The 12273-nt window shown below is 72.9% G+C and carries 10 protein-coding genes and 1 pseudogene; 6 read left to right on the top strand and 5 right to left on the bottom strand.

What is annotated here, in order from left to right; all coding sequences use genetic code 11:
• Window positions 1-130 precede the first annotated feature (130 nt).
• Window positions 131-1384, top strand: coding sequence for a PucR family transcriptional regulator (locus tag ACQUQD_RS04365; protein WP_428950581.1), 1254 nt, complete (start codon window positions 131-133; stop codon window positions 1382-1384).
• Window positions 1385-1410: 26 nt separating this feature from the next.
• On the opposite strand, the gene ACQUQD_RS04360 is transcribed toward ACQUQD_RS04365, so the two are convergent.
• Window positions 1411-2442 (bottom strand): NlpC/P60 family protein, encoded by a 1032-nt coding sequence (locus ACQUQD_RS04360; RefSeq protein ID WP_428950580.1) that lies wholly within the window; start codon window positions 2440-2442, stop codon window positions 1411-1413.
• Window positions 2443-2721: 279 nt separating this feature from the next.
• Between ACQUQD_RS04360 and ACQUQD_RS04355 the strand changes: the two are divergent.
• Window positions 2722-2793: pseudogene (locus tag ACQUQD_RS04355) on the top strand (histidine phosphatase family protein); the annotation flags it as partial.
• Here the strand turns inward: ACQUQD_RS04355 and ACQUQD_RS04350 are convergent.
• A complete protein-coding gene (locus ACQUQD_RS04350; RefSeq protein WP_428950579.1) occupies window positions 2792-4030 on the bottom strand; it encodes a DUF418 domain-containing protein in 1239 nt (412 codons plus the stop codon). The pseudogene ACQUQD_RS04355 and the gene ACQUQD_RS04350 sit on opposite strands and share 2 nt — an antisense overlap.
• A 152-nt stretch (window positions 4031-4182) precedes the next feature.
• Here ACQUQD_RS04350 and ACQUQD_RS04345 point away from each other — a divergent pair, with 152 nt between their 5' ends.
• From ACQUQD_RS04345 to ACQUQD_RS04335, 3 genes are all read left to right on the top strand, one after another.
• Window positions 4183-4851, top strand: a complete 669-nt coding sequence (locus ACQUQD_RS04345; protein WP_428950578.1) for a response regulator — start codon at window positions 4183-4185, stop codon at window positions 4849-4851.
• Entirely contained in the window at window positions 4848-5957 is a 1110-nt protein-coding gene (locus ACQUQD_RS04340; protein WP_428950577.1) for a sensor histidine kinase, read from the top strand. Before ACQUQD_RS04345 ends, ACQUQD_RS04340 begins: the two co-directional genes overlap by 4 nt.
• Window positions 5958-6119: 162 nt before the next feature.
• On the top strand, window positions 6120-6923 hold the full coding sequence (locus tag ACQUQD_RS04335; RefSeq protein ID WP_428950576.1) for a maleylpyruvate isomerase family mycothiol-dependent enzyme: 804 nt from the start codon (window positions 6120-6122) through the stop codon (window positions 6921-6923).
• Window positions 6924-7033: 110 nt separating this feature from the next.
• On the opposite strand, the gene ACQUQD_RS04330 is transcribed toward ACQUQD_RS04335, so the two are convergent.
• Genes ACQUQD_RS04330 through ACQUQD_RS04320 form a run of 3 tightly spaced genes read right to left on the bottom strand, consistent with a single transcriptional unit; the run spans window position 7034 to window position 9243 of the window.
• Window positions 7034-7492: a Crp/Fnr family transcriptional regulator gene (locus ACQUQD_RS04330; protein ID WP_428950575.1), complete on the bottom strand. Its 459-nt coding sequence runs from the start codon at window positions 7490-7492 to the stop codon at window positions 7034-7036.
• Window positions 7493-7542: 50 nt separating this feature from the next.
• A complete protein-coding gene (ppk2, locus tag ACQUQD_RS04325) occupies window positions 7543-8334 on the bottom strand; it encodes a polyphosphate kinase 2 (protein ID WP_428957450.1) in 792 nt (263 codons plus the stop codon).
• Window positions 8335-8376: 42 nt separating this feature from the next.
• Window positions 8377-9243: a universal stress protein gene (locus ACQUQD_RS04320; protein ID WP_428950574.1), complete on the bottom strand. Its 867-nt coding sequence runs from the start codon at window positions 9241-9243 to the stop codon at window positions 8377-8379.
• 331 nt (window positions 9244-9574) lie between these two features.
• Here ACQUQD_RS04320 and ACQUQD_RS04315 point away from each other — a divergent pair, with 331 nt between their 5' ends.
• Entirely contained in the window at window positions 9575-12268 is a 2694-nt protein-coding gene (locus tag ACQUQD_RS04315) for a GNAT family N-acetyltransferase (protein ID WP_428950573.1), read from the top strand.
• Window positions 12269-12273 lie beyond the last annotated feature (5 nt).

Below are 12273 nucleotides of genomic sequence, written 5' to 3'. Positions count from 1 at the left end.
ACGCGTCGGCGCGTTGTCACTCCAGTGACAAGGGTCACGGCGGATTCTGTACGCCGACGACGGGCCGCCGCCCGGGCCCGGCAGTATCGTCGCCGAGCCCCTGATGTCCCCACGCGCAGAGGGAGGTCCCATGGCCGACGGAGCCCGCACCACGGCCGAACGCCCGGCGGACGAGGCCGCGTTCAGCTCCTTCCCCGCCGAACTCCACGACCAGCTGAGGCCGTTCCTCGGTGACCTCACCGACGAGGTCGTCCGCGCCATCAGAACAGAGATCGCCGAGTACGCCCGGCCGATGGACGACACGTACATGCATGTCGTGCACCGTGGCGTCGAGCAGGCCCTGGAGGGTTTCCTCGCCCGCGTCGCCGACTCCGAGACCGACTGGGAGGACGTCAAGGCGACGTATCAGCGCATCGGCCGGGGCGAGGCCGACGAGGGCCGCAGCCTCGACTCGTTCCAGTCGGCGCTGCGGCTCGGCGCCCGCGTCACCTGGCGCCGGGTCAGCGAACTGGTCCGGGCCGACCGGCTCCCGCCGAACGTCCTCGTCGCGTTCGGCGAGGCCATGTTCCTGCACCTCGACGAGATGGCGGCCGCCACCACCGCCGGATACACCGAGGCCCGGCTGCACATCGCCGGTGAACTCCAGCAGCGCCGCGACCGGTTGATCGATCTGGTCACCGCCGATCCGCCGGTCTCCCCGGAGGCCGTCGCCGACCTCGCGCACACCGCGCAGTGGCCGGTGCCGAGGGAGATCGCCGTGGTCGTCACCGAGGGCGCAGGGAAGGGCGAGACGCTCCGGCCCATCGTGCCGCCCGAGTTCCTCGCCCGGTTCGAAGGACCGTCCGGCGTCATCGTCGTGCCCGACCCCGAGGGCCCGGGGCGGGAGAGGGCCATCACCGGGACGTTACGGGGCCTGCGCGCCGCGATCGGGCCGACGGTCGCGCTCGACGAGGGGGCCCGCTCCCTGCGATGGGCCCGCGACGCGCTCGACCTCGTGCGCCGTGGCGCGCTCCCCGCCACCGGCCTCGTCCGCTGCACCGACCATCTGGCGACCCTGCTGCTCTTCCGCGACGAGGACCTCGTCGACGCGCTCGCCCGCCAGCACCTCGGCCCGCTCGACGCCGTACGGTCCCCGCAGCGCGAGCGGCTCGCCGAGACCCTGCTGTGCTGGCTGAGCTGCGCCCGCAACGCGAGCGAGGTCGCCCAGCGCCTCGCCGTCCACCCCCAGACCGTCCGCTACCGGCTGCGCCAGCTGGAGGAGGTGTTCGGCGACCAACTCCGCGACCCGACGGCTCAGTTCGAGATGCAGCTCGCGTTACGGGCACTGAGCCTGCGCCGGTCGCCGCAGGGCGCGGGTGCGCCGGCCGGCTCGCGGAGCGCCTAGCGTCGGAGGAGCGGACGCGGGCCCGGTCAGCCTGCGACGCGGACGCCGAACTGGAAGCTGCCGATCGTGCTCATCGACTCGTACCGGACGACGGCGCCCGGGTACGGCGCGTGCAGTACCTGGCCGCCGCCCGCGTAGAGGCCGACGTGCTCGGTGTTGTTGAAGAAGACCAGGTCGCCGGGCTTGAGTGCGCTCATGCCCACCCGGGCTCCGTCGTTGACCTGCGTGTACGTGACCCGGGAGATCTGGACACCGGCCTGCGCGTACGCCCACTGCGTGAGGCCCGAGCAGTCGTAGGAGTTGGGGCCCGTGCCGCCACGGACGTACGGCTTGCCTATCTGAGAGGCGGCCGCGTTCAGGGCGGCCGATCCGAACTTGGAGGCGGCCACCTCGTTGCCGAGGTCGACGCGGCCGGCGGCGGAGCGGCTGGCGCGCGCTTCGTCGTCGGCCATCTCCTGGCGCTCGGCGGCGGTCAGGGAGTTCAGCAGTTTCTGTGCGGAGCCGAGCTTGCCCTGAATCTCCTTCTTCCTCTCGCCGAGCTCGGTGCGGGTGTCGGCGAGGTCCTTGAGCTTCTCGGCGGCCTCGGCGCGCTCCTGGGTCAGCTCGCGCTGCTTCGCCTGGACCTTCTTCAGCGACTCCAGCTGCTGTTCGGAGAGCGAGTCGAGGGTGGACGCCTTGTCGAGGTAGTCGTCCGGGTCGGTGGCGAGGAAGAGCTGGACGGAGGGGTCGATGCCACCGGAGCGGTACTGCTCGCTGGCCATCGCGCCGATGCCCGTGCGCAGTTCATTGAGCTCGTCCTGCTCGCGGGCGACCTTCTCCTGGAGCCGGCTGATCTCCTTCTCCAGTTTCTTCTGCTTCTCCTTGGCTCCGTCGTACTGGTTGGTGGCCCGCTCGGCCTCTTGGTAGAGCTTGTCGACCTTGGCCTTGACCTCGCTCTTCGTGGGCTTGGGGGCCGCGTTGGCGGCCTGCGAGGTGAGTGCCACGGCAGCGGCGGCGGTCACGGTGAGCACGGTCACTTGAGCGCGGCTCGGCTGCTTGGGTCGACGGTGGGACGCCACGAAGGCGAGCTCCTTCTTCCTCCGGCCGCCCACGGAACACCGAGTGGGCGGTGCCCCTCCACCGTCACACACCTCATGTGAGTGATCATCCAAGCGGAGGTTCGATGTTGACCTTAGTGACCTTCCTGTGACCGTTTCAAAGGTTGACGTGAAAAATATCGGTCACACCCTGCATTCTTTGCGCACAACTCACGTGCAGTGATGCCAACTTGACCGTACGTTGTGTGACAGTTACGTCAAATCGGCTAAGCGGGAAATAGGTTGCAGATCTGTTCGCCGACCGTGGCCATGGTCCGCCACGGAGCCGCCATCCGGATGTGGGCGGCGGCCCGGGCCGGGAACGTCGACGTCACCTGATGTGCCGCGCCGGCCGCGTGGCGGCGTGGAGCAGATACTCCAGCGGGCCGCGGGGGAGCAAGCGGGTCCAGACCGTCGCCAGGAACATGGCGGTCACCGTGAACACGCAGAGCGACAGCAGCGCCGGACCGGTGGCGTCCTCCATTCCCACCACGCGGATGGCCACGATGTGCAGCACGTAGGCCGTGAGCGCGATACGGCCCACCGCCATGACGGGAACCGCCCGGCGGGTGAAGCGGGGGCTCCGGGTGGCCGCGAGGCAGAGGGCGACGACGAGGAGCGCGAAGCCCGTGTTGCCGAGGATCGAGAACGTCGTCTGGCTGTGGGGCGCCCCCACCAGCAGCCAGCCGCCGGGGGCGGCACCGGTCAGGTCGCCGACGGTGTCGGACCACCAGGCCGCGGACGCGGAACCGCCGTCCGTGGCCCCGGCCACGGAGGACAAGGCCCCCGGGACGAGGTGCAGCGCCAGCCACGAGCCGCCGTACCCCAGGACGGCGAGCGCACCGCCGACGAGGGTCAGCCGGGCACGGACCCGGTGCCGGGTCAGGTCGAGACGGGCCACCGCCATGCCGGCCAGGAGGAACGGCGCCCACGTGAGGATCGGGTACTCGCCCGTGAAGAACAGCTCAGTGAAGCCGTCCGTGTCCGTGATCCGGGCCAGCGGATCCGCGGCGACGACAGCGTCCGACCAGTCGCCCTCCCAGATCAACTGCCGGATGACGAACAGCACTTGCGGCAGGATCAGCGCGCTCGCGGCGGCGAGGAGCGTCAACGCCCGGGCGCCCAGCCGGTGCAGCGGGAGGAGCAGGAGGAAGAGCAGGCCGTAGAAGGACAGGATCACGTCGACGTCGGTGTCCAGCGCGGTCAGCATGTAACCGAGCACCATCAGCACGAGGGCGCGCAGGACGACCCGGCCGGCCGCCTGGCGTCCCGCGCGCCCGGTGTGCGGACGCGGGCGGCCGGTGATGAGCACCAGGGAGAATCCGGCAAGCAGCGCGAAGAGCGCGGAGGAACGCCCGCGCCCCAGTTCCATGAGGAAGCCTCCGGTACCGCCGATGACGGGGTCGGGGCCGACGTGGGCGGCGTACATGCCGAGGACCGCGAGACCTCGGGCCAGGTCGATGCCCAGGAGCCGGCCCGGGGGTGGTCCCGCGCCCGGATCGGCGGTATCGGTGGTTTCGGAGGGATCGGGCGAACGGACGGATGCGGCGGACGATGCTTGTCGCGTCATGGGCCCGAGCCTCGGTGCGCGTGAGCGCCGGGCCCATCCGGCAGGCGGCCGGAGTCCCCCCGCCGACCGGCGGGGAGGCCCGCCGGGGAACCGGCGGGCGCCACCGGCCGTCACAGCGGTCCACTGGTGGTCCGACGAGGGGCTGAGCACGCATGATCCGGGTACTGGTCGTCGACGACGAGGCCATGGTGCGTACGGGCTTCCGGCACATCCTGGACACCGCGGACGACATCGAGGTGGTGGCGGCCGTCTCCGGCGGCGCCGCCGTCGAGACCGCGCGCGGACGTCGGCCGGACGTCGTACTGCTCGACATCCGGATGCCGGACGTGGACGGACTGACCGTACTGGCCGAGCTGCGCCGGATGCCGGATCCGCCGGTGGTCGCGATGCTCACGACGTTCGACATGGACGAGTACGTGTCCGCCGCCCTGCGCAGCGGGGCGGCCGGATTCCTGCTGAAGGACACCGATCCCGAGCAACTCCCTTACTTGATACGTTCCTTGGCCCAAGGCGGCGTCGTACTGTCGGGCAAGGTGACGCGCAGGGTCGTCGACGGCTACCTGGACACGGGGCCCGGCAGCCCGGCCGCCACGGGTGTCGCCCGGCTCAGCGAGCGCGAGCGCACCGTGGTCGTCCTCGTCGCCGAGGGCCTGTCCAACACCGGCATCGCCGAGCGGATGCATCTCAGTGCCGCGACGGTCAAGGACCATGTGAGCGCGGTCCTGGCGAAGCTGGGGGTCGGCAACCGGGTCCAGGCAGCGCTGCTCGCCCAGCGCGCCGGTCTGCTCAACGAGCCGTCCGCGCCGCCGGAGGGCCGATGAGCCGACGCCCGTCCGGCCTCGTCGTCGACATCGCTCTCGTGGCCGTCGCGCTGCTGGACGTCCGGGTGCACGTCCAGGGTCACCACCGGGCGTCCATGGCGTGTGCGCTGCTGGGCGCGTTCGCGCTCCTGCTGCGCCGCCACCGGCCCCTGCTGACCTATCTGCTGACGCTGCCGACCACGCTCGTCACGGACGCGGTGTTCGCCACCCTGGCCGCGCTCTACGCGCTCGCGTCCCGCACCCATCACCGCGCCCTGCTGGTCTGCTGCGCACTGGTCTTCACCCTCAGCGACACCACCGTATGGTCGTACGACGCACCGGAGTTCGCCGATCCTTCGGACTCCCGCGCCCTGGTCACGATCACGTACAGCCTGGCGACGGCGGCCGCGCCCGTCTTCCTCGGGCAGCTCGTCCAGGCCCGGCGGGCCCTGGCGCTGCGGCTCGCCGAGATCACCGAAGCGCGGGTGAACGAGCGGCAGTTGATCGCGCAGACCGTGCTGGCCAAGGAACGGGCCCAGCTGGCCCGCGAGATGCACGACGTCGTCTCCCACCAGGTCAGCCTGATCGCGGTCCGCGCGGGCGCCCTCCAGGTCAGCACCGGGGACACGGAGTCGAAGGCGGCCGCCGCCGACATCAGACGGCTCGCCGTGCAGACACTCGACGAACTGCGGCACATGGTCGGCGTCCTGCGGGCCGCGGGCAGCCGCCCCGCCGAACTCACCCCGCAGCCCTCGCTCGCCGATCTGCCGAACCTGGTCCACGCCAGCGGGATCGAGGCCGAGCTGAGCACCGAACTGACCGAGGAGCTGCCGACCACCGCGCAGCGCGCCGTCTACCGCACCGTCCAGGAAGCGCTGACCAACGTACGCAAGCACGCTCCCGGCGCGAAGGCCGCCATCCGCATCGCCCGCGCGGACGACACCGTACGCGTCGTGGTGACCAACACGGCCTCCCGCCACCCGGCCCTGCCCCTTCCGGGCGCTCACCACGGCCTGGTCGGGCTGCGCCAGCGCGCCGAACTCCTCGGCGGGAGCGTCACGGCGGGGCCCACGCTCGACGGCGGATACGAAGTGCGCCTGGAGTTCCCGGCCCGGTCCGCGCGCTGAGGGAGCGCGCCGCTCGGCAGAGCAGCGCGGCGGGCGGATTTCATGTATCCGCCTGAGCCTTGGTCCCGGATGGTTTGTGGGACGAGCTGAGTGACAAGGAGTCGAACAGACGGCCCATGTGCGGCGGTTGTACGTGAAGGGGACGGAGGCGGACGGAGGAGCATGGATTACGTGGAGCAGTTCCGACGTGAGGTCGAGGCGTTCGAGGCAGCTGCCCGCGCGGCGGCGCGGGCAGCGGGGGACGGCGGTGTCGCCCTGGTGCCGTCGTGTCCCGGATGGTCGGTGGCGGACCTGACCCTGCACCTGGGGGCGGCGCACCGCTATGTGATCCGGCTGATCGAGGAGGGGCTGCGGGAGCCGCCGCAGGACCACGGCCCCCAGTACCTCGGGCTGCCGGCGGACACGGCGGGCTGGCCGGATCCGGAAGGGGGCCCGCACCGCGGCCCGTTGGCCGAGAGCCTGCTCACCTGGTTCGTGGAGGGCGCCGCGGCGCTGGCCGAGCTGTTCGCCGAGCGGGACCCGGCGGAGCCGGTGTGGACCTGGTCCGAGAAGCAGTCCGTCGGGTTCTGGCTGCAGATGCAGACCATCGAGGCGGCCGTGCACCGCTGGGACGCGCAGAACGCACTGGGCGATCCCCGCCCGATCGACCGGCAGCTGGCGGCGGACGCCGTCACCCACACCTTCGAGGTGATGGCCCCCGCCCGCCGCAGATCGCAGGCCGCGGCGTCGGGGGCCGGGGAGCGGATGCGGTTCCGGGAGGCGGACGGCCACCGCATGTGGATCGTGCAGACGGACCCCGACGAGGTCCTCCTCAACCAGGGCACCGGATGCTGCCTCGTCGAGCTCAGCGGCACGACATCGGAACTGATGCTGTTCCTGTGGCACCGCATCCGCAAGGAGGACCTGGCGGTGCGGGGTGACGAAGCGCTCCTGGACCGCTACTTCAAACTCGTCCCGCCCATGTAGACCGACGCGCGGTGACGGCGCGCGGGCGCGGCGAAGACGGCCGGGCGCACACCGCGGGCGGTTCGAGGAGGCGCGGAGATCCGGTCACCCGGTACGGGGGCGCAGTTGCCTCATCGGGGCCGGCCGCTGCCGTACGGCGCGTACAGGTCGAGCAGCCGGGTGCGGGCCGACTGGAGGCGGTGCGCGAGCACCCGGCCGACCCAGTCGGCGACGGCACGGCCGAAGGCGGTGTCCTCGGCGCACAGGGCACGGACCGTGGCGGCGTCGAACTCCCAGGCGCGTACGGGGGTCGACGCCTCGGCGCCGAGTTGCCACACGAACGGCGTGAAGTGCCAGGACCAGCCGATGAGTTCACCGTGACCGAGCGTCTCGATGAGCGCGGCCCGGCGTCCCGGCACATGCATGTCGAGGCCGACGGTGCCGGTGCGCACCACCCAGAACCGGTCGGCGCGCCCCCCTTCCTCGAACAGGCGGGTACCCGCCTCGAAGTGGACTTCTCGGGCGACGCGCAGCAGGCGTTCCCGGTACTCGACCGGCAGGCTCGTGCGCAGCGTGGTCGCGGAGGTCATCCGTCTCTCCTTCCTTGCCTCGTTCCGGGACGGTCCCGGGGCCCGTCGCCTCAGGCGGCGCCGAGCCCCGACGCGTGATCGGGCACGTACCGCTGGAGTTCGCGCGGCGGCCGGTGGTACCCCGTGGACGGCGGACGCGGGGGGAGTTCCAGATCGGGCGGTGGCACGTCCCGGTAGGGCACCGTCGACAACAGGTGCGCGATCATGTTGAGGCGCGCGCTGCGCTTGTCGTCGCTCTCGACGACGTACCAGGGTGCTTCCGGGATGTCCGTGTGCACGAGCATGTCGTCCTTCGCCCGCGAGTACGCCTCCCAGCGCGTGATCGACTCCACGTCGAGCGGAGACAGTTTCCAGCGCCGGGTCGGGTCGTCGAGGCGGCGGCGGAAGCGCTGCTCCTGCACGGTGTCGCTCACCGAGAACCAGTACTTGCGCAACAGCACACCGTCCTCCACCAGGAGCCGCTCGAAGATGGGGCACTGGTGGAGGAAGCGCCGGTGTTCGGCCGGAGTGCAGAAGCCCATGACGTGCTCCACCCCGGCCCGGTTGTACCAACTGCGGTCGAACAGCACGATCTCGCCGGCCGTGGGAAGCCGCTCGACGTACCGCTGGAAGTACCACTGCGCCCGCTCGCGGTCCGAGGGCGCGGGCAGCGCGACGATCCGGGCGACCCGCGGGTTGAGGTGCTCGGCGACGCGTTTGATCGTGCCGCCCTTCCCGGCCGCGTCCCGGCCCTCGAAGACCACGACGAGGCGGGCCGCCTGGACGCGCACCCACTCCTGGAGCTTCACCAACTCCGTCTGCAGGCGCAGCAGTTCCCGTCCGTACAGCGCCTTGTGCACCAGGTTGCTCCTCTCCCGAGGGGGCGGCGGGTCCGGTGGGCCCGGTCAGTCGTGCGGGACGACCGCGACCGGGCAGGCGGAGTGGTGCAGGACGGCATGGCCGACCGGGCCGAGCTGCAGACCAAGAGCGCCGCGGTGCCGGCGGGCGCCGACGATCAGCAGATCGCAGTGCGCGGACACCTCGACCAGGATGTCGCGGGCCCGCCCCTCCCGCGGCTGCGTCCGTACCGTCACCGCGGCGTGACCCTCGCGCGGGTCGTGCAGCGTGACGCTCAACTCGTTCTCCGCCCGCACCTGGTGGGTCTCGCTGTCGGCCGTGGGGTAGTCGGGCACCTCGTGAGCGGGGCACCGCCAGGCCCGCAGCGCGAGCAGATCGGCCCGGCGCAGCTCGGCCTCCCGGAACGCGAACTCGGCGACGTCCGCGGCCCCTTCGGCCTCCCCCACGCCCAGGGCGAGCTGCCCGAAACCGCCGTGCACGTTCTTCTCGTGGCCGCGCACGACGACGACAGGAGCCTCGGCGCGCGCGGCGACCGGAAGGCTGACCGAGCCGAGCAGCAGCCCCGCGAAGGTACCCCGCCCGCGGCTGCCGACCACCACCATCACAGCCTCTCGGCTGGCCTCGACCAGGGCGGCCGCCGGGTCGTGCGGGGTGACCTCGCCGGTGATCCTGGTCCCGGGTGCGCGGTGCCGGGCACGTTCGGTCGCCTGCGCCGCGATGTGCTCCGCGAACTCCTGGACGGCGCCGCGGCCGCGGCCGAAGGACGGCTCCAGGACTTCGTACCGCTCCCAGCGCGAGGCGTGCAGCAGATGCAGCCCGGCGTCGCGGCGCCCCGCCTCCTCGATCGCCCAGTCCAGGGCCTGAGCACTCGACTCCGAGCCGTCGATCCCGACGATCAGCGGACCCCGTTCCACGGTCCTCGCCCCCTTCCGGGGAGGCCCCGATGAGGGCCTCCCCGCCCACGCTGGCATCGCCCGGTCGCCGGGAGCAGGGGCGAACTGGCCCCGCACATCGGGTCGTTCGGCCCTGCCGGGCCGTCCGGCTCTCTACGTCGCGCGCCTCGACGGCACGGTCGGGGGAGCGCTCGGGGCGCCGCGTCGGGCCGGTCCGCGCGGTGGGGGCACAGGGCCGGACGGCCCCGTCCCTCTGCCCCGCCCGCCCCTGGGAGCCGGGGCGCGCACGCCGGACGCTGGACGAGGAGGCCGGCGACCGAGTCGGCGTCCGAAGTCGCCGGAGGGCGAGGACATGACGGACAGGCGCAACGCCACGGCCGGGACACACGCGCTCCTCGTCGACAGAACGACCGTACGGATCCGTCCGCCGCGCGGCGCGGACCACGCCAAGGTGCGGGAACTCTACGAGGAGATGTCGCCGGGGAACCTGCGGCTGCGCTTCTTCGGGCTGAGCCGCGACTCGGCACGCCGGGCCGCGGACCGGATCTGCGACACGTCCGACAAGGGACACCGGGGGCTTCTGGCCGAGCACGAAGGGCAGTTGGTGGGAGTCGCCGAGTACGAGCGGACGCCGGGCACGGACGCCGCCGAGATCGCACTCGCCGTGGGGGACGACTGGCACCACCGGGGCGTCGGCACCCTCCTCCTGGAACATCTGGTCTCAGCCGCCCGCGCGGACGGCATCGCCGCGTTCACCGCGGACGCCCTCGCCGAGAACCACGAGGTGCTGAAGGTCTTCGCCGACCTGGGACTGCGCACCGCCCGCCGGTTCGACGGGCCCGAAGTCCGCTGCACCGTCCAACTCGCCCAGAGCGAGACCTATTTGACCGCGGTGGAGGAGCGCGGGCGGGCCGCCGCGGTCGCCAGCCTCGTGCCCCTGCTGCGGCCCCGCTCGGTCGCCGTGGTCGGCGTGGGCCGGGGGCCCGGCTCGCCCGGGCGCGCGATCCTGCGCAACCTGCGCACCGGCGGCTGCACCGCCCGGCTGCACGCCGTGCACCACCGGGCCGCCGCCGTCCTCGGGGTGCACGCCTTCCCGGCCGTCTCCGCACTGCCCGAGGTCCCGGACCTGGTGGTGCTGGCGGTGCCCGCCGATGAGATGGTCGGGATCGCCGAGGAGTGCGGCAAGCTCGGCGCGCACGCGCTGCTCGTCGTCACCGGCGGACTCGACCCGGCCCGGGCCGCCGTCCTCCTGGAGACGTGCCGCACCCACGGCATGCGGCTCGTCGGGCCGCACTGCCTCGGCCTGGCGAACACCGAGGAGACGGTCCGCCTCGACGCCACCTTCGCCGCCGCGCACCCGGCCCCGGGCACCGCCGGAGTCGCCGCCCAGTCCGGCGGCGTCGGCATCGCCCTGCTCGGCGGCCTGGCCCGCCTCGGCATCGGCGTGTCCAGCTTCGTCTCGCTCGGCGACAAGTACGACGTCAGCGGGAACGACCTGCTCCAATGGTGGGAGAGCGACGAGCGCACCGGCCTCGCGCTGCTGCACCTCGAATCGTTCGGCAACCCGCGGGCGTTCTCCCGGACCGCCCGCCGCGTGACCCGCCGGATGCCCGTGCTGACCGTGGACGCGGGCCGCACCGAGGCGGGGCGCCGCGCGGCCGCCGCGCACACCGCTGCCGCCGCCACCCGCACCATGACCCGGCAGGCCCTGTTCGCACAGGCCGGCATCACGGCCACCCGCACGATCCCCGAACTCCTCGACGCGGCGGCCCTGTTGTACGCGCAGCCCCTGCCCGCCGGACACCGGACCGGCATCGTCACCAACGCGGGCGGCGCCGCCGTGCTCACCGCCGACGCCTGCGCGGAAGCGGGGCTGACCCTGCCGCCGTTCGGGCCCGGCCTCGTCGACGAGCTGCTCGCCGTCCTGCCGCGCGGAGCGAGCGCCGTCAACCCCGTCGACGCCGGCGCCACGGTCACCGAAGCCCAACTCCGCGACTGCGTGGACCTCTTGACCGGATCCGGCGCCGTCGACGCGATCCTCGTGGCGCTGGTGCCGACCGCCGTGTCCGCCGCGACCGGCGACGATCTCGTCCGGTCCCTCACCCGGGCCCCCGGACGACGCCGCACCCGCCCGCTGGCCGCGGTCCTCCTCGACCAGGCCGAATCCGTCCGCCTGCTCCCTGCCGACCAGGGGCCCGTGCCGTCCTACGCCGATCCCCAGGCCGCCGCCCGCGCCCTCGCCCACGCGGCCGCACGCGCCGACTGGCTGTCCCGGCCCCCGGGGACCGTCCCCGCGCCCGAAGGCCTCGACCCGGAGCGCGCCCGCGGCGTGGCCGAGCGCCACCTGGGCGCATCCGGGGACGGCGGCTGGCTCGACCCGCGCGCCTGCGCCGAACTCCTCGACTGCTACCGCATTCCGCAGCTGCCCTGGGCCTGGGCGGGAACCGAGGACGAGGCCGTGCTCGCCGCCGAACGCCTCAGGGGAGCCGACGGCCTCGTCGTGCTCAAGGCGCACTGGCCCGGCCTCCTGCACAGGACCCAGCAGCGCGCCGTGCATCTGGACCTGCGCGGCGACAGCCAAGTGAGGGCGGCACACCGGGACTTCGAGATCCGATTCGGCGGCGTGCTGACCGGAGTGGTGGTGCAGCCGCTGGCCCCGCGAGGCATCGAGCTCTTCGCGGGCGTCGTGCAGGACGCCGTGTTCGGACCGCTCGTCCTCTTCGGACTCGGCGGCACCGCCCACGAGGTCCTCGCCGACCAGGCGGGCCGCCTCGCGCCGCTCACGGACCACGACGTCCACGACCTGATCACCGCGCCGCGCTGTGCCCCGCTGCTGTTCGGGCACGGCGCACGCGGCCCCGTCGACCTCGAAGGCCTGGAACAACTCCTGCTGCGGCTGTCCCATATGGCGAGCGACCTGCCGCAGCTCGCCGAGGCCGACTTCAACCCGGTGCTCGCCCGGTCCGGCGGTGTCACGGTCGTCGATGCCCGGATACGCCTCGCGCCGGCCCGGACCCGGGACCCGTACCTCAGGCGACTGCGCTGACGACG

This window comes from Streptomyces sp. cg35 (assembly GCF_050410835.1).
Classification (GTDB): Bacteria; Actinomycetota; Actinomycetes; order Streptomycetales; family Streptomycetaceae; genus Streptomyces.
This window is presented reverse-complemented; position numbering and strand designations above follow the sequence as displayed.